Genomic DNA, 18297 nt, shown 5'->3' with positions numbered 1-18297 from the left:
GCCGGGGTGATGGGGGCCGCGGGCTGGCGGCTCCGCATCCACGACAGCCTGCCCAGCACGCAGACACTGGCGATCGAACTCGCGGAGCAGGGCGAGGCGGGCGGGCTCGCCATCCTCGCGCGCCGGCAGACGCAGGGCCGGGGACGGGAAGGGCGGTCCTGGCAGTCGCAGGCGGGCAATCTGCATCTCTCCGTGCTGCTGCGCCCCTCGGGCCCGGCGCGCGAGATCGCAGGCCAGGCCCTGCTGGCCGCAGTGGCCCTGCACGAGGCGGCCCTTCATCACGCCCCCGGCCGCCCGCTCCGGCTGAAATGGCCGAACGACCTGATGGAGGAGGGCGCCAAGCTCGCCGGCATCCTGGCCGAGGCCTCGCTGGATCCGGCCGGGAACATCGTGCATCTGGTGCTGGGCTTCGGCGTGAACCTCGCCCATGCGCCCGCGGTCGAGGGCCGCGCCACCGCCTGCCTGGGTCCGATCCCGCCGGAGGACTTCGCCCGGACCCTGGTCGATCGCCTCGCCCATTGGCAGGAGATCCGCGCCGGGCAGGGCTTCGCGCCCATCCGCGCTGCCTGGGAGGAGCGCGGCCCCCCGCGCGGGACAGTCCTGACCCTTCGGCAGGGCGACAATCCCACGACGGGCCGCTACGAAGGCCTCGCCGGGGATGGCGGGCTACGGCTCGCCACGGCGGATGGCCCGCTGGTCTTCCATGCGGGCGAGGTGATCGGGGACGGGCATGCTTCTCGCGGTTGATGCCGGCAACACCAATGTCGTCTTCGCCGTGCATGACGGCGTGGAGTGGCGCGGCCGCTGGCGCATCGCGACCCGGGCCGACCGGACCAGCGACGAATACGCCGTCTGGCTGCTCACGCTGATGCAGCATTCCGGGTTGAAGCCGGCCGACGTCACGCGCTGCGTGATCGGCACCGTGGTCCCGGCCGCGCTCTACAACCTGCGCCGGCTCTGCCGGGACTGGTTCTCCGCCGAGCCGCTGGTGGCGCGCTCGATCCTGGACTGGGGCTTCGAGATCAAGGTGGACCAGCCGCAGGAGGTGGGCGCTGACCGCCTGCTGAACGCGCTGGCCGCCCACCAGCACTACAAGGGTCCGCTGATCGTCATCGACTTCGGCACGGCCACCACCTTCGACGTGGTGGACGAGGCGGGCTCCTACCTCGGCGGCGTCATCGCGCCGGGCATCAACCTCTCCATCGAGGCGCTGCACCGCGCTGCCGCGCGCCTGCCGCGCATCGGCATCGGCCGGCCGCAGGCGGCGATCGGCCGGAACACCGTCTCGGCCATGCAATCCGGCATCTTCTGGGGTTATGTGGGGATGATCGAGGGCATCGTCTCGCGCATCCGCAACGAGGCGGAGTTCCCCCGGATGAAGGTGATCGCCACCGGCGGGCTGGCGCCGCTCCTGGCGGAGGGCACCACCATGATCGAACGAATCGACCCCGATATCACGCTGGAGGGGCTGCGCCTGTTGGCATCGCGCAACCCCGCCCCCATCTCAGCAAAAGACCTTTTGTGAACCTCAAAGAACCTATGGACGATTTGGCCTTCATCCCGCTCGGTGGCACGGGTGAGATCGGCATGAACCTCAATGTCTATCGCTGCGACGGGAAGTTGCTGGCGGTGGATTGCGGCATCGGCTTCGGCGGCCCGGACAACCCGGCCGTCGAGGTCATGGTGCCCGATCCCGCATGGCTCGCCGCGCGGCGGGACGACCTGCTGGCCCTGGTCATCACCCATGCGCATGAGGACCACATCGGCGCCGTTGCGCATCTGTGGCCCAGCCTGCGCTGCCCGGTGATCGGCGGGCCCTTCGTGAGCTCGGTGCTGCGGCGCAAGCTCGGCGAGGCCGGCCTCGGCCACGACGTCGAGATCGACACCGTGCCGCTGCCGGGCCGGCGGAAGATCGGGCCCTTCGACCTCGAATTCCTCCGCGTCACCCATTCGGTGCCCGAGGCCAGCGCCCTGGTGATCCGCACGCGGCACGGCAATGTGCTGCACACCGGCGACTGGAAGCTGGACCCGCACCCGCTCATCGGCCCGCCCACCGACGAGGCGGCCTTCGCCCGCCTCGGCGAGGAGGGCGTGCTGGCCATGGTCTGCGACAGCACCAATGCCATGGTCGAGGGGCATTCCGGCTCCGAGGCCGAGGTGCGGCGCAACCTCAATGCCCTCATCAAGGGCCTCAAGGGCCGGGTCGCGGTGACGTGCTTCTCCACCAACCTGGCGCGCGTGGAATCCATCGCGCTGGCTGGGCAGGCGGCGGGGCGCGAGGTGGCGCTCTTCGGGCGGTCGCTGCGCAACGCCGTGGCCTCGGCGCGGGAGTGCGGCTACCTCGAATCGGTGCGCGACTTCGTCTCCGAGGAGGAGGCGGGCTCCCTGCCGGATGACGGGCTGCTGATCATCTGCACCGGCAGCCAGGGCGAGCCGCGCTCGGCGCTGGCCAAGATCGCGGCCGACACCCATCCGAACATCTCGCTGGGCGATGGCGACACGGTCATCTTCTCCAGCCGCATGATCCCGGGCAATGAGCGCGGCATCCTGCTGGTGCAGGACGAGCTGACCCGCGCGGGCTGCAACGTCATGACGGCGGAAGATCATGCGGTGCATGTCTCCGGGCATCCCGCGCGCGACGAGCTCAAGCGGCTCTATGCGCTGGTGAAGCCCAAATTCGCCGTGCCGGTGCATGGCGAGTGGCGGCACATGTCGCACCATGCCGACCTTGCCGAGGATTGCGGCGCGGAGGCGATCGTGATCGAGGATGGCGACATCCTGCGCCTCTCGGGCGGCGATCCGAAGGTGGTGGACAGCGCGCCGGTCGGCCGGCTCGTGGTGGACGGCAACCGCCTGCTGCCGCTCGAGGGCGGCGTGATGGGCGCGCGCAAGCGCATGCTCTTCAACGGCGTGGTGGTGGCGAGCCTCGCGGTGGACGAGGCGGGGCGGCTGGTCGGCCGGCCGCGAGTCTCGGCGCCGGGGCTGTTCGAGGCCGAGGGGCCGGAGCCCGCGCAGCTCGCCGACGAGCTGGCCCGCGGCGTGGGCGAGCTGCCCAAGGGCCTGCGCAAGGAGGACGAGGCGCTGACCGAGGCGGCGCGCGCCGTGCTGCGCAAGGCGGTCGGACGCCGGCTGAAGAAGCGGCCGAATGTGGAAGTGCATCTGCTGAGGGTCTAAGGCGGGGCCCTCCCTAGGAACGAAGGTCCAGTTCCCTGGGCGGGAGGTTGAGGGACGAAGCCCCCTCAAGGAGTTCGCATGGGTTGGTTCCTGAGCCTGGTCGTCTACGCCATCATCTGGTGGACGGCGCTGTTCGCCGTACTCCCCATCGGTGTCCGTCCCGACGCGGAGGGCGATCGGTTAGCCGGCGGTTGGCGCGGCGCGCCCGCGCAGCCGCGCATCTTCCAGAAGGTCGTCATCACCACCGTGGTCGCGACGATCCTATGGCTGGGCGTATATCTGCTTATCGACAGCGACCTGATCAGCTTCCGGGACCCCTGGCTGGCCATCCCGGATTGAGTCGCGTGCACAAAGAAAAGGCGGCTGTCTGGGATTCCCCGGACTGCCGCCTTGATTTTGGGCACCCATTGGCTGGACGCCCCTTTTTTCGCCGTCTGTAGCTCCCTTTGGCGTTGAGCCTTGAAGGGGCTTTGCGGCAATCTTGGTTTCAGAGAGAGGGCTTTCCTCTTTCTGCCGTGTGACTGGCGTTTCCTCCCTAAACTTGGGCCGCTCCCTGACGGGGGTGGCCCTTTCTTTTTGTTAGGGCTTTCGCACGGACAACTCAAGACATATTTGTAGCAATCGTCATTGTGCGGCGCAGCATTATTGCGCGAGGTGCCGGTATCAGCGGGACGGTTTCTCGGCTAGGGTCCGCACCCGACTGAATCGACGAGGAACACCGTGCGTCTGACCCGTGCCTTCCTGCCCACTCTGAAGGAAACGCCCGCCGAGGCGCAGATCGTTTCGCACCGCCTGATGCTGCGGGCCGGGCTGATCCGGCAGACCTCTGCCGGCATCTACGCCTGGCTGCCGGCCGGGCTCAGGGTGCTGCGCAAGGTCGAGCAGATCGTCCGCGAGGAGCAGGACCGCGCCGGCGCGCAGGAGGTCCTGATGCCGACCATCCAGCCCGCCGATCTCTGGCAGAAGTCCGGACGTTACGACGACTACGGCAAGGAGATGCTGCGCATCACCGACCGGCACGAGCGCGCCATGCTCTTCGGACCGACCAATGAGGAGATGATCACGGACATCTTCCGGTCCTACGCGACCAGCTACCGGGATCTGCCGCGCAACCTCTACCACATCCAATGGAAGTTCCGGGACGAGGTCCGCCCCCGCTTCGGCGTGATGCGCGGGCGCGAATTCCTCATGAAGGACGCCTATTCCTTCGACCTGACCAAGGAGGGATCGGAGCACTCCTACCGCCAGATGTTCCTGGCCTATCTGCGCACCTTCCAGCGGATGGGGCTGAAGGCCGTGCCGATGCGCGCCGACACCGGCCCGATCGGCGGCAAGCTCAGCCACGAGTTCATCATCCTGGCCGAGACCGGCGAGAGCACCGTCTTCTACGACTCGAAGTTCGAGGGGTTGGACTGGGGCGGCACCGAGGTCGGCAATGACGACGTGGACGGGCTCAGGGGCTTCTTCGAGGAGGTCACCTCCCTCTACGCCGCGACCGAGGAGATGCATGACGAGGCCGCCTGGGCCGGCGTGGACGCCGGCAGCCGGCGCGAGGGCAAGGGCATCGAGGTCGGTCACATCTTCCATTTCGGCACGAAGTATTCCGAGCCGATGGGCCTTTCCGTCGCCGGGCCGGATGGCAGCCCGGTGACGCCGCAGATGGGCAGCTACGGCATCGGCGTCTCGCGCCTCGTCGCGGCGCTGATCGAGGCGAACCACGACGAGAACGGCATCAGGTGGCCCGATGCGGTGGCGCCCTGGAAGCTGTCCATCCTCAACCTCAAGGTGGGCGACGCCGCCTGCGACGCCCTTTGCGAGAAGCTGCACGCGGCGATGCCGGACGACGCCATCTACGACGACCGTCCGGAACGCGCGGGCGTGAAGTTCGCGGATGCCGACCTGATGGGCTTCCCCTGGCAGGCCATCATCGGCCCGCGGGGTGCGGCCGCTGGCAAGGTGGAGCTCAAGCGGCGGATGACCGGCGAACGGGAAGAGCTCTCCGTCGAAGACGCCCTGGGCAAGCTGCTCGCCTGATGTTCGGGGCCTTCGAGCGCACGGTCGCGACGCGCTACCTGATGTCGCGCAAGAGTGACCGGTTCACCTCCATCATCGGCACCTTCTCGCTGGTGGGCATCATGCTGGGCGTGGCCACGCTCATCATCGTGCTCTCGGTGATGGGCGGGTTCCGCCAGGAGCTGCTCGGACGCATCCTTGGCCTCAACGGCCACATGGGCATCTATGCCGCGGATCGCGGCAACCTGCGCGACTTCGACGCCATCGCCACCACCATCCGCCGCCAGCAGGGCGTGGTCACGGCGACGCCGGTCGTCGAGGGCCAGGTGCTGCTCTCCGGCGCGGGCAATTCGGCGACGGGCGGCCTCGCGCGCGGTATCCGGCCGGAGGATCTGCGCACCAAGGCGATCGTCGCGAACAACATCCGCGCGGGCTCGCTGGAGCAGTTCCATGGCGACGACGCGGTGGCCATCGGCACGCGGCTGGCCTACCGGCTCGGGCTGAACATCGGCGACAAGATCACGCTGATCAGCCCGCAGGGGCGCACGACGGTGATCGGCACGATCCCGCGGCTGCGCGCCTATACGGTGGCGGCGATCTTCGAAGTGGGGATGAACGAGTACGACAGCAGCTACGTCTTCATGCCGCTGCCGGCCGCGCAGGTCTATTTCCAGACGGGCCAGGACGCGGTCACGCAGATTGAGGTCTTCGTCGAGGATCCGACGCGGGTGCGCCAGGTGAACCGCGAGATCCGCTCGGCGCTGAATCAGCCGGTGCGGATCGTCGACTGGCAGGATTCCAACAGCAGCTTCTTCGCCGCGGTGCAGGTGGAGCGGAACGTGATGTTCCTGATCCTGACGCTGATCATCATCGTGGCAGCCTTCAACATCATCTCCACGCTGATCATGCTGGTGAAGGACAAGGGCAAGGACATCGCCGTGCTGCGGACGATGGGCGCCACCAGCGGCTCCATCATGCGCATCTTCCTGATGTGCGGCGCCTGGATCGGCGTATCCGGCACCTTTGCGGGCTTCGTGCTGGGGGTGCTCTTCTGCAAGAACATCGAGAACATCCGGCAATTCGTGCAATGGGTGATTGGCGCCGAGCTGTTCAGCGCGGAGATCTATTTCCTCACCCAGTTGCCGGCCGTCCTGAACTGGAACGAGGTGGGGCAGGTGGTGACGCTGGCGCTCACCTTGGCGCTGCTGGCGACGATCTATCCGAGCTGGCGGGCGGCCAAGACCGACCCGGTGGAGATGCTGCGCAATGAGTAGCCCACCGCTGGAGCTCCGCGCCGTCGAGCGTCGCTACAAGACCGAGGCCGGGGCGCTGGAAGTGCTGAAGGGCGCCGACCTGATCCTGGAGCCGGGCGAGATCGTCGCCCTGGTGGCGCCCTCGGGGACGGGCAAGTCCACGCTGCTGCATCTGGCGGGCCTGCTGGAGCGGCCGGATGGCGGCGAAGTCTTCGTCGAGGGCAGGGCCGCGGGGACGCTCTCGGACGACGCGCGGACGGCGATCCGGCGGAACACGATCGGCTTCGTGTACCAGTTCCATCACCTGCTGCCGGAGTTTTCCGCGCTGGAGAACGTGGTGCTGCCGCAGATGGCGGCCGGCGTGTCGCGGTCGGAGGCGAAGGCGCGCGGCGAGGAACTGCTGAACCAATTCGGGCTGGGGGCTCGGCTGGATCACCGCCCAGGGAAGCTCTCGGGCGGCGAGCAGCAGCGCGTGGCGATCGCCCGGGCACTGGCCAATGCGCCGAAGGTGCTGCTGGCGGACGAGCCGACAGGGAACCTGGACGTGGCGACGGCGGACATGGTCTTCGAGGAATTGCTGCGCGAGGCGCGGGATCGCGGGCTGGCGGCGCTGATCGCCACGCACAACCCGGCGCTGGCGGCGCGGATGGATCGCGTGGTGACGCTGATGGATGGGAAGGTCGCCACCGCCTGAAGCCGGCCACGAGGCTGGACACCGGGATTTCACCGGGACGCGGGCAGGTCCGTGGAGCCCGGGCCTGACGCGGCTCCGTCCCGATCCGCGCCTGGCCAGCCGCGAATGCATTGCCTCCGGGCCCAGGCTGCGCCACCTTCCGAAGATAATCCGGAGAATTCCCACATGGCCGAATACCCCAACGTCCAGCTCCACATCGCCGGCAAGTGGCGCGATGCCGAGGGCGGCAAGCGCATCGACGTGCTCAACCCCGCCAGCGAGGAGGTGGTCGGCACGGTCGCCCATGCCTCGATCAAGGATCTCGACGAGGCGCTGGAGGCCTCGGAGCGCGGCTTCGCCAAGTGGCGCAAGGTGGCGCCCTACGAGCGCTCCAAGCTGATGCGCAAGGCGGCCGACCTGCTGCGCAGCCGGGCCGACGCCATTGCCCGCCTGATGACGCTGGAGCAGGGCAAGCCGCTCGACCAGTCCAAGGGCGAGGTGCTCGCGGGCGCCGACGTCATCGACTGGTTCGCCGAGGAATCGCGCCGCACCTACGGCCAGGTGATCCCGGCCCGCGGCGAGGGCATCTACCAGCTCGCCATCAAGGAGCCGATCGGCGTCGTCGCGGCCTTCACGCCCTGGAACTTCCCGATCAACCAGGTCGTGCGCAAGCTCTCCGCGGCGCTCGCGGCGGGCTGCGCCATCATCGTGAAGGCGCCCGAGGAGACGCCGGCCTCCCCGGCCGAGCTCATCAAGTGCTTCCTCGATGCCGGCGTCCCGGGTGACGTCATCGGCCTCGTCTACGGCGTGCCGAGCGAGATCAGCTCCTACCTCATCGCCCATCCGACCATCCGCAAGGTGACCTTCACGGGCTCCACCCCGGTGGGCAAGATGCTGGCGGCGATGGCGGGCCAGCACATGAAGCGCGTCACCATGGAACTCGGCGGCCATGCGCCGGCGATGGTCTTCGACGACGCCGACGTGGAGCTCGCGGCCAAGACGCTCGCCATGGCGAAGTTCCGCAATGCCGGCCAGGTCTGCGTGAGCCCCACGCGCTTCCTGGTGCAGGAGAAGGTCTATGACCAGTTCGTCTCCAGCTTCACCTCGCATGCCAAGGCCATCAAGGTCGGCGACGGGCTGAGCGAGGGTGTCGGCATGGGCCCGATGGCCAATGAGCGCCGCGTGCCCGTGATGGAGACGCTGATCGCCGACGCCCGCAGCAAGGGTGCGGAGATCACCACCGGCGGCAACCGCATCGGCAACAAGGGCTACTTCTTTGAGCCGACGGTCGTGGCCGGCGCCACCACCGACATGCGCGCGATGAACGAGGAGCCCTTCGGCCCGGTGGCGCTGATGCGGTCGTTCAAGACGACCGACGAGGTGATCGGCGAGGCGAACCGGCTGCCCTTCGGCCTCGCGAGCTACGCCTTCACGACGAGCGGCAAGACGGCGCAGACCCTGGCGGCGGGCGTGGAGGTCGGCATGATGACGATCAACCACCTCGGCCTGGCGCTGCCCGAAGTGCCCTTCGGCGGCGTGCGCGACAGCGGGTACGGGACCGAGGGCGGGTCGGAGGCGATCGACGCTTACCTGAACACGAAGTTCGTGAGCCAGTTCGGGCTTTGATGTTGGGTTGAGAGGGGCTCTGCCCCTCTCAAACTCTCCCCGCCAGGGCTTTTGGCCCTGGACCCTGAGACTACGATTCTGGTGCTGTCTGCCGCGCACCCATCCTGGCCGCTCTTCTGACGCGTAGGAACTTTCCAATCGATCGCCGGCAAGGTCAAAACCAGGAATATTAGAAGTCGGCACCGCTGAAGCTCGCGTGCCATCCCGAAGCTCAACACTTGTAATTCGTGCACATCGGGAGGCATTCGGATTCGATCGGAGTGATGGATGTCTGAAGCACTTCAGCGGGGCTCTCTGTGGCACAGATGGGATCCTCACATTCATACACCGGGGACTATTCTTTCCGATCAATACCCCGCCAATGATGGTTGGGAGCAATTCCTGGCCCGCATCGAAGCCTCCGACCCGCCCGTTCGTGTGCTCGGAATCACCGATTACTATAGCACGGCCACTTACGAGATGGCGCGAGCCTATAAGGCCGCCGGACGTATGCCGAATGTCGAGTTGGTCTTCCCCAATGTCGAACTTCGGCTGGGGATCGGCACGAGTAACGGCAATCCGGTCAACGTCCATCTTCTTGTCTCGCCCGATGACACCGATCACGTTGCTCGCCTCCACGGCTTCCTCGCGAATCTCGAATTCGAGGCCCTTGGCGAGCGCTATCGCTGTACGCCCGAACAAATTCGGGCGCTCGGCCGCGCCCACGACCGCACTGTCGCAAGTGCTGAACAGGCGCTCGAGGTCGGCACTAACCAGTTCAAAATCGACCTCGCCAATCTTCGCGATGCCTTCCGCCACAGCGCATGGGCACAGGAAAACGTCCTAATTGGCGTTGCAGCTAGCAGCACCGACGGGACAGCAGGCTTGCAAGCGGATGCGTCGCTCGCCCGGCTACGACGCGAGATCGAGGGCGCGGCCCACGTCATCTTCTCGGGACGACCAGGAGATCGGAGCTTCTGGCTCGGCCAAAATCCGGCCATGTCGGCTCAAGATGTCATCGCGCAATATGGAGGGCTGAAGCCCTGTATCCACGGCAGCGATGCGCACCGCCCCGGTCGCGTCGCTGCCCCCGATCACGACCGCCGATGCTGGTTGAAGGGCGATCTCCGCTTCGAGACCTTGCGCCAAGCCTGCCTTGAGCCGGATATCCGCGTCTTCGTCGGTGTCGCAGCACCGCCGGCCGCGCCACCGTCGCAGACGATCGACAAGATGACGGTCGGTGGCGCGACCTTTCTGTCGGACCCAGTGGTCCCGCTTAACCCCGGTCTGGTTGGCATCATCGGGGCGCGCGGCTCCGGGAAGACCGCGCTGGCCGATTTCATTGCGGTCGGCGCCGAGGCCTTTGCCCTCAATTCGAATCGGCTGTCATTCATAGATCGTGCCCGGGAGCACCTTGGTGGCACTAGAGTCGAACTCGACTGGGGTGATGAAACAGTCTCAGGCGCCGCGATCGACGATCTCGGCGACTTCGGCGAGGCAGCCGAACCCCATGTTCGCTATCTCAGTCAGCAGTTCGTGGATCGGCTTTGCTCCGCCGAAGGCATGACGGACGAGCTGCTTGAGGAGATCCAGCGGGTAATCTTCATGGCGCATCCGACGGAGGAGCGGCAAGGAGCGAGCAACTTCACCGAGCTTCTGAACCTGCGTGCTGATGCGGCCCGTACCGCCAGGTCCCATTACGAGGAGGAACTGCGTGAGCTGTCCAACGAATTCGTCGTCGAGCAAGAAAAGGTTGCCGGTGCTCCGGGGCTCCGAGCGCAGCTAGCCGCGCTTCAAGAGACCATCCGCAAGAGCCATGCCGATCGCCTGGCACTGGTCGCCAAGAGCGGAGGGAACCAGGACCGTCTCGATGCCTACACCACCGTCGCTAACGCGTTGCAAATCCGCCGTTCGCAATTCGAACAGCTGGAGCGCCGCAAGACGGCACTCGAAAGTCTTGCCGCTGAGGTTGCACTCTACAAAACGCGCTGGTTTCCCGATCAGTATCGCCAACTTCAGCAGCGCCATCAGACTGCGCAAATTCCTATGGATGTCTGGCCGCGCTTTATGTTGAAGTTCGAGGGCGACGTGGATGCTGCTGTCCTGACCGAGCAGCGGGCCAATCTGACCGCCCTTGCGTCGCTCTCCGGCGTGCCACCGCAGCCACCTGCCACTCCGGCGACATCGGTGCTGCTCGCAGGCGCAGTATTGACTGAGCAGACGATCAGCGTGCTTGCCTCCGAGACGAAGCGCCTTGAGGGGCTGATTGGCGTCGACAAGCAGGCTTCACAAGCGCTTACCCAATTGAACAGTAAGATCGCAGCTGACGAAGGCCGTGCGGCCAATCTGGCACGTCAGATTGAAGCGGCGAACAAGGCCCCAGCACGCGTCGAAGAAATCCGTCGCGACCGCATCAACGCCTATCAGAAGGTCTTCGAGGCGCTTGTCGCCGAACAGGATCAGCTACGAGCGCTTTACGCGCCTCTTACCGCGCGGATCGAGGCGGAAAGTGGTTCGGCGCGGAAGCTCGCCTTCATTGTTCGCCGCCGGGTCGACGTTGAGCAGTGGGGTGAATGGGGTGAGCAGTTCCTAGACCTGCGAAAGGGATCGACTCTTCGTCGAGGCACTCTCGCCGAACTGGCTACGCGCTTACTCTTGCCCTCATGGTCGGGGGGCAATCCAGAAACGGTCACTCAGGCCCTCGCGCAGTTTCGCGAAAAGTACGACGCCGCGCTGACTGAATGTTGCCCTTACAATCTACGCGATCCGGCAGACGCGGCGAAGGTTCGGCAATGGGCGGGGCAGATTTCGGCATGGCTCTATGGGACGTCACACATTGAGATTGCCTACGGCGTGCAATACGAGAGCACCGATGTTGAACGCCTGTCTCCAGGTACGCGGGGCATCGTTCTGTTGTTGCTTTACCTCGCGATAGATTTGGATGACAGCCGACCGCTCTTGATTGACCAGCCCGAAGAGAATCTGGACCCGAAATCGATCTTCGACGAGTTGGTGGCCCGCTTCCGTAACGCCAAGCAGCGGCGGCAAATCATTATCGTCACGCACAATGCCAATCTCATCGTCAATGCAGATGCCGACCAAGTCATCGTCGCGACGTGCGGACCACATCGGCCCGGCGAACTACCCGAGATTTCATACGTCTCTGGCGGGCTTGAAGATCCGAACATCAGGGCAAGGGTCTGTGACATTCTTGAAGGTGGTGAGCATGCGTTCAAGGAGCGAGCCAAGCGGCTTCGCGTCCGCATCTGAGGCTGGGTTTTCGGGAGCATGTCGGGCAGGATTGAGGGGCAGCGCCCCTCAATCTCGCCCACCCGTGCTACCCTCCCGCCCATGCCCGAGTCCTTCATCCACCTCCACACCCATTCCAGCTATTCCCTCTCCGAAGGCGCCATCAAGGCCGACAAGCTCCCGGCCCTGGCCCTCGAGGCCGGCATGCCCGCCGTCGCCCTCACCGACACCGCCAACCTCTTCGGCGCCCTCGAATTCGCGCAGTACTGCTCCGGCAAGGGCATCCAGCCCATCATGGGCTGCCAACTTTGGCTCTCCCGCGCCGCGACGGGCGAGGAGCGCCCCGAGGCCCTGCGCAACGGCGTGGATTGCGTCACAGCCCTGGCCATGGACGCCGAGGGCTGGATCAACCTCCAGCGCCTCTCCTCGCTCGGCTGGCTGAACGACGACATCTCCGGCAAGCCCGCGCTGACCCTGCGCCAGCTCCTGGACAACGCCCCCGGCATCTTCCTCATGACCGGCGGCGACCACGGCCCGCTCTCCCGCCTCATCGCCGAGGGCCGCCGCGACGCCGGCAAAAACTTCCTCCACGCCCTGCGCGAGGCCTTCCCCGACCGCCTCGCCGTCGAGCTCATGCGCCACCAGACCGAGCGCCAGCAGGCCATCGAGCCCGGCCTGCTGCGCCTGGCCGACGAGGCCGCGCTGCCCATCGTCGCCACCAACGACGTCTATTTCGCCAAGGCGGAGATGCACCTCGCGCACGACGCGCTGCTCTGCATCGCCGAGGGCCGCCTCGTCGCCGAGGCCGATCGCCGCCGCGTCACCGCGCATCACTGGTTCAAGCCGGCCGCCGAGATGCGCGCTCTCTTCGCCGACCTGCCGGAGGCCTGCGACAACACGCTGGCCATCGCGCGCATGTGCGCCGTCATGGCGGAGAGCAAGAAGCCCGAGCTGCCCATCTGCCCCAAGGTCCGCCCCGGCAGCACCGAGACCGAGACCGTCGCCGCCATGGCGCGCGAGGGGCTGGCCAAGCGCTTCCCGGAGGGCGTGCCGCAGGTCCATGCCGAGCGGCTGGAATACGAGCTCGGCGTCATCGATCAGATGGGCTTCTCCGGCTACTTCCTCATCGTCGCCGACTTCATCCAATGGGCCAAGGAGCAGGGCATTCCCGTGGGCCCCGGCCGCGGCTCGGGCGCGGGCTCCGTGGCCGCCTGGGCGCTGGCCATCACCGATCTCGACCCGCTGCGCTTCGGCCTGCTCTTCGAGCGCTTCCTCAATCCCGAGCGCGTCTCGATGCCGGACTTCGACATCGACTTCTGCCAGGACCGCCGCGACGAGGTGATCGACTACGTCCGCCGCGAATACGGCGCCGAGCGCGTCGCGCAGATCATCACCTTCGGCAAGCTCCAGGCCAAGGCGGCGGTGCGCGACGTGGGCCGCGTGCTGGGCATGCCCTATGGCCAGGTGGACAAGATCGCGAGCCTGATCCCCAACAACCCCGCCAACCCCGTCTCGCTCGGCGACGCCATCAAGGGCGAGCCGCGCCTGCAGGAGATGCAGGAGACCGACGAGAACATCGCCAAGCTGCTGGAGACGGCGCTTCAGGTGGAGGGGCTCTACCGCAACGCCTCGACGCATGCCGCCGGCGTGGTGATCGGGCGGCGGCCGCTGATCGACATCACCTCGATCTACCGCGATCCGCGCTCGCCCTCGCTCATCACCCAGTACTCGATGAAGTATGTCGAGCAGGCGAGCCTGGTGAAGTTCGACTTCCTCGGCCTCAAGACGCTCACCGTCCTCCAGCGCGCGGTGGAGCTGCTGCGCGCCCAGGGGATCGAGGTCGATCTCGCCGCCCTGCCGCTGGACGACACGCGAACCTACGAGATGCTCGCGCGCGGCGATGCGGCCGGCGTGTTCCAGTTCGAAGGCCAGGGCATGCGGGACTGCCTGCGCTCCATGCGCCCCGACCGCTTCGAGGACCTGATCGCCGCCGTCTCGCTCTACCGCCCGGGCCCGATGGAGAACATCCCGGCCTATTGCGCGCGCAAGCACGGCGAGAAGTGGGAATCGCCGCACCCCTGCATCCACGAGATCCTGGCCGAGACCTATGGCATCATGGTCTACCAGGAGCAGGTGATGCAGATCTCGCAGGTGATGGCGGGATATTCGCTCGGCGGCGCCGACCTGCTGCGCCGCGCCATGGGCAAGAAGAACATGGCCGAGATGGCGCAGCAGCGCGCCATCTTCGCCGAGGGCGCGGCGAAGAACGGCGTGCCGGAGGAGAAGGCGGGCGAGGTCTTCGACCTCATGGAGAAATTCGCCAATTACGGCTTCAACAAGTCGCACGCGGCGGCCTATGCGCTGGTCGCCTATCACACGGCCTGGCTGAAGGCGAACCATCCGGTGGCCTTCCTCGCGGCCTCCATGACGCTCGATCTGGACAAGACGGAGAAGCTCGCCTCGCACATGCAGGAGGCCGGGCGGCTGAAGATCAAAGTGCTGCCGCCCGACATCAACAGGAGCGGCGCTGAGTTCGCCATCGAGCAGTCGGAGAGCGGTGACCCATCGATCCGCTTCGCGCTGGCCGCGGTGAAGCGCGTCGGCATGCAGGCGATGCGCGAGCTCGTGGCGGCGCGGCGCGAGACCGGCGCTTTCAAGAGCCTCGCCGATTTCGCCGCCCGGGTGGATCCGCGGCTGCTCAACAAGATGCAGCTGGAGAACCTCGCCAAGGCCGGCGCCTTCGACAGCCTGGAGGGCAACCGCGCCCGCCTCGTCGCCGGCGCCGAGACCGTGCTGCGCCGCGCCCAGGCCACCGCCGAGGATCGCGCCAGCAACCAGATCGGCCTCTTCGGCGAGGTGGAGCAGGGCCCGCCCATGCTGCGGCTGCCCGACATCCCCGACTGGCCGACGCTCGACAAGCTGGCCTTCGAGGCCGAGGCGGTCGGCTTCCACCTCTCCGCCCATCCGCTCGACGAGTACAAGGGCGCGCTGCGCCGGCTGGATGCCACGCCCTCCGCCCTCATCGCCGAGCGCGCCAGGGCCGGCGGCACGCGCCTCAAGCTCGCCGGCACGGTGACGGCGCGCAAGGAGCGCAACACCCGCACCGGCAGCCGCATGGCCTGGCTCAGCCTCTCCGACCAGACCGGCAGCTTCGAGGTGACCTTCTTCAGCGAGGTGCTGAACCGCTCGCGCGAGCTGATGGAGGAGGGCACGGCCGTGATCGTGACGGCCGATGCCCGCCTGGAGGGCGATTCCCTGCGCCTCACCGCCACCGACATCGAGAGCCTGGAGAAGGCCGCCGCCGGCGTGGGGCAGGGGATGCGCATCTTCCTCGAGGCCGGGACCGCCGTGCCCGACATCCGCAAGCTCCTGGAGCGCGACGGGCGGGGCAAGGGGCGCGTGAGCCTGGTGCCGAAGCTGGCGGCGGGGCAGGAGGTGGAGATCACCCTGCCAGGCGGGTGGAACGTCTCGCCACGAATGATGCAGGCGATGAAGCTGCTCTCGGGCGTGGCGAGCGTGGAGGAGGTCTAGGCGCGATCGCTGCCGGCCGCGGAATCAGTCCCGCGACAGCCAGTCCGCGAGCGCCTCTGCGAAGAGCTCCGGATCGAGGTGCCAGGCGCCGGTCATCGCACTGACGGATTCGTCCAGCGACATGCCGTCCACATAGGCGACCTCGCCGCCGATCGCGGCGTTCAGCGTCATGTCCACGGGTTGCGTGAGGCTCGCGGGGCGTAGCACCAGCTTGCGCGGGTTCCGCAAGGCGAAAAGCGCGTTGTAGCCGCCGCTGCCGATCGGGCCGACGACATGCGTGGCGGCGGCGAAGAGGCGGATCTGCTCGGGGACGGGAAGTGTCTCCGGCCGGATCGGCGTGAACCCCGCCCGCCCCGCGATCTCCTCGATCCGCTCCTCGTTGACGAGGCCGCGCTGCTCCACGCCGCGTCGGGAGATATAGAAGCGCCGCGGGCTGTCCTCGGCGGGGTCGCCATGGAACTCCGCGATCCGGCGCGCCATCCCCTGCGCGAGCGGGTGAAAGTACCGGCCCAGCACGCAGCCCTGCCGCGCGATCACCAGCTCCTCGCATTCGACGGGCCGCCGGAAGAGCGTCAGCCGCTCGATTCCGAAGCCGAGGGGCTGGAGGTAGTCCATCATCCAGGGGGCGAAATGCTGCGCGTTCATCAGCAGGCGCATTCCGGCGAGGTCGAGGAATTCCGCTGCCCAGAGGCGGGGCAGGACCTCGGTGAGGAAATGGCCGAAATGCTGGCCATGCCGGCCGTCCAGGTAAAAGTGCCGGCCCGCGAGGACCTGCTCGGGCCGGAGCGCCTTTGGCGATCCGTAGAGGTTCGGGCCGAGGTCGACGAGGCTGTTGTTCCGCCGGGCCCCGCGCCGGAAGGAATCCACCAGCAGGCTCGCGCCGTCCGAATGGACGAGGACCTGGCCCCGGCAGACGAGGGGACGGTGCAGCTTCGCGATGTGCATCTCCGGCATCCGCGCCTGCCTCAGCGGCTTCGGCGGCCGTCCGCGGGTGTAGATGGCCGGCGCCCGCAGCGGCAGGGCATAGGGGGCGCAGGCCACGTAGTAGAGGTCGCCCGGTTCCAGCAGCTCCTCCGCGTCCACGCGCTCGCAGATCTCGCTGTACTCGGCCGCCCTGAGGACCTGGACGACGGCAGGGTCGGTCAGGGGGAGATCGCCGGGGACGTCCATGCTGCATGGTCGTTTTCGGGCCGATCGGCTGTCAAGCGACGGTTCCAGGCCGCGGAGGCGCGGGACGGGCTGACCTCCGCCGCGCGGTCGGTTAGCCTCCGCCGCTTTGGAGCTCCGGCGCAGCCCGCGCCGGCGGAAGGGGAGGCGAGGCGATGATCCTGAGGCTGGCGGAGGAGGAGCGTCTCTCCGGCGCGGTGGTGCACGGCAATCTCGTCTACCTGGCCGGCCAGGTCGCGGACGATACGGGCCTCGACGCCGAAGGCCAGACTGCGGACGTGCTGCGGCAGATCGACGCCCTGCTGGCGGTCGCCGGCACCAGCAAGGCGCATCTGCTGAGCGTGCAGATCATCCTGGCCGATATCCGCGACGCCCCGGCGATGAACCGCGCCTGGGACCGCTGGCTCGACGTCGCGAACAAGCCCGCGCGCATGACGATCCAGGCGCCGCTGGTGAACCCGGCCTGGCGGGTGGAGATCACGGGGATCGCGGCGTTGCCGTGACGGCCGGCCCCGGCGCCCAAGGCAGGCAGGCCATGCGGCTGGCGTGATTCCGCCGCATTGCGCGGCGACAAGGGCATGACGAAAAAGGCGGGAATCCGGTGACGGCGATGTTGGGTGATCCAGGCTTCTGGCGGCGCAAGCGGGTGCTGGTGACGGGCGGCGCGGGCTTCCTCGGCAGCAACCTGTGCCATGCGCTGGCCGCGCTCGGCGCGCGCGTGACAGCGCTGGATGCCATGCTGCCGGATGGCGGCGCGAACCCGGCGAACCTCGAAGGTGCCGGCGTCATGCTGGTGCGCGGCGACCTGCGCGACACCGAGCTGCACAGCCTCTGCGACAAGGCGGACGTGCTGTTCAACATGGCGGCGCAGACCAGCCACATGGGTGGCCAGAAGGATCCGGTCTTCGACATCGCGATCAACGCCGTGGCGCAGGTTCGCCTCATCCAGGTGATGCGCGCCGCGGCGCCGCGGGCGGTGGTGGTGCATGCCTCGACGCGCCAGTTCTACGGCCGGCCCATCAGCCTCCCCGTGAACGAGCTGCACCCGGTGAACCCGCCCGATGCGAACGGCGTCTCCAAATGGGCGGGCGAGCAGTACTGGATGCTGGAGAACCGGGTGCTGCACCGCCCCGTCGTCTCGCTGCGGCTGACCAACTGCTACGGCCCACGTCTGCGCATCGCCGATGCGCGGCAGACCTTCCTCGGCATCTGGATGCGGCGGCTGCTGGAGAACGAGCCCTTCGAGGTCTGGGGCGGCGACCAGCTGCGCGACCTCGCCTATGTGGACGACGTGACGCGCGCCTTCCTCATGGCGGCCGAGCAGGCGGGCAAGCCGGGCGTGGCGGGCGAGGTGTTCAACCTCGGCGGCTCGCCGCCGATCTCGCTGCGCGACCTCGCCGCCGCCGTGATCGCGGCCAATGACGGGAAGGGCAGCTTCGTCACCCGCGAATTCCCCGCCGACCGGGCGCCGATCGACATCGGCAGCTACCATGCCGACGACGGTGCCTTCCGCACGGCGACCGGCTGGGCGCCGCAAGTCTCGCTGGGGGACGGTCTGAAGGCCAGCCTCGACTGGTATCGCGACCGCATGAGCGACTACGTTGACCTCGATCAGGCCGCGAAGGCCTGACG

General features: G+C 67.5%; 13 protein-coding genes. 12 read left to right on the top strand and 1 reads right to left on the bottom strand.

From position 1 onward, the window contains the following. Nucleotides 1-9 precede the first annotated feature (9 nt). The 10 genes from EJV46_RS16865 (at nt 10) to dnaE (ending at nt 15498) form a co-directional block, all read left to right on the top strand. On the top strand, nt 10-747 hold the full coding sequence (locus EJV46_RS16865; RefSeq protein WP_131549873.1) for a biotin--[acetyl-CoA-carboxylase] ligase: 738 nt from the start codon (nt 10-12) through the stop codon (nt 745-747). Beyond that, nucleotides 731-1525 carry a type III pantothenate kinase gene (locus tag EJV46_RS16860; protein ID WP_131549872.1) on the top strand — a complete coding sequence of 265 codons (795 nt, stop codon included), beginning with the start codon at nt 731-733 and terminating at the stop codon, nt 1523-1525. Before EJV46_RS16865 ends, EJV46_RS16860 begins: the two co-directional genes overlap by 17 nt. Before the next feature lie 62 nt (nt 1526-1587). Continuing rightward, nucleotides 1588-3174, top strand: a complete 1587-nt coding sequence (locus EJV46_RS16855) for a ribonuclease J (RefSeq protein WP_370323096.1) — start codon at nt 1588-1590, stop codon at nt 3172-3174. A 78-nt stretch (nt 3175-3252) separates the two neighbouring features. Further along, the gene (locus tag EJV46_RS16850) at nt 3253-3513 is read left to right on the top strand and encodes a DUF1467 family protein (protein WP_131549870.1); all 261 of its coding nucleotides are present in this window, start codon (nt 3253-3255) and stop codon (nt 3511-3513) included. A 381-nt stretch (nt 3514-3894) separates the two neighbouring features. Next, nucleotides 3895-5208, top strand: coding sequence for a proline--tRNA ligase (proS, locus tag EJV46_RS16845; RefSeq protein WP_131549869.1), 1314 nt, complete (start codon nt 3895-3897; stop codon nt 5206-5208). Then, complete coding sequence (locus EJV46_RS16840; protein ID WP_131549868.1) at nt 5208-6461, top strand: lipoprotein-releasing ABC transporter permease subunit; 1254 nt, start codon at nt 5208-5210, stop codon at nt 6459-6461. Before proS ends, EJV46_RS16840 begins: the two co-directional genes overlap by 1 nt. Next, entirely contained in the window at nt 6454-7134 is a 681-nt protein-coding gene (locus EJV46_RS16835; RefSeq protein ID WP_131549867.1) for an ABC transporter ATP-binding protein, read from the top strand. Before EJV46_RS16840 ends, EJV46_RS16835 begins: the two co-directional genes overlap by 8 nt. Before the next feature lie 165 nt (nt 7135-7299). Then, nucleotides 7300-8739: an NAD-dependent succinate-semialdehyde dehydrogenase gene (locus EJV46_RS16830; protein WP_131549866.1), complete on the top strand. Its 1440-nt coding sequence runs from the start codon at nt 7300-7302 to the stop codon at nt 8737-8739. 267 nt (nt 8740-9006) lie between these two features. Beyond that, nucleotides 9007-11988, top strand: coding sequence for a TrlF family AAA-like ATPase (locus tag EJV46_RS16825; RefSeq protein ID WP_131549865.1), 2982 nt, complete (start codon nt 9007-9009; stop codon nt 11986-11988). A gap of 81 nt (nt 11989-12069) precedes the next feature. Continuing rightward, a complete protein-coding gene (gene dnaE, locus EJV46_RS16820) occupies nt 12070-15498 on the top strand; it encodes a DNA polymerase III subunit alpha (RefSeq protein WP_131549864.1) in 3429 nt (1142 codons plus the stop codon). 24 nt (nt 15499-15522) lie between these two features. Here the strand turns inward: dnaE and EJV46_RS16815 are convergent, their stop codons facing one another. Continuing rightward, nucleotides 15523-16668, bottom strand: a complete 1146-nt coding sequence (locus tag EJV46_RS16815) for a DUF563 domain-containing protein (protein WP_131549863.1) — start codon at nt 16666-16668, stop codon at nt 15523-15525. A gap of 152 nt (nt 16669-16820) precedes the next feature. On the opposite strand from EJV46_RS16815, the gene EJV46_RS16810 reads away from it, so the two are divergent. Both EJV46_RS16810 and EJV46_RS16805 read left to right on the top strand, forming a co-directional pair. Next, entirely contained in the window at nt 16821-17168 is a 348-nt protein-coding gene (locus EJV46_RS16810; protein WP_131549862.1) for a RidA family protein, read from the top strand. A gap of 107 nt (nt 17169-17275) precedes the next feature. Further along, nucleotides 17276-18295, top strand: a complete 1020-nt coding sequence (locus EJV46_RS16805; protein WP_131549861.1) for an NAD(P)-dependent oxidoreductase — start codon at nt 17276-17278, stop codon at nt 18293-18295. Nucleotides 18296-18297: the final 2 nt, after the last annotated feature.

Source organism: Roseococcus sp. SYP-B2431 (assembly GCF_004336745.1).
Classification (GTDB): domain Bacteria; phylum Pseudomonadota; class Alphaproteobacteria; order Acetobacterales; family Acetobacteraceae; genus Roseococcus.
This window is presented reverse-complemented; position numbering and strand designations above follow the sequence as displayed.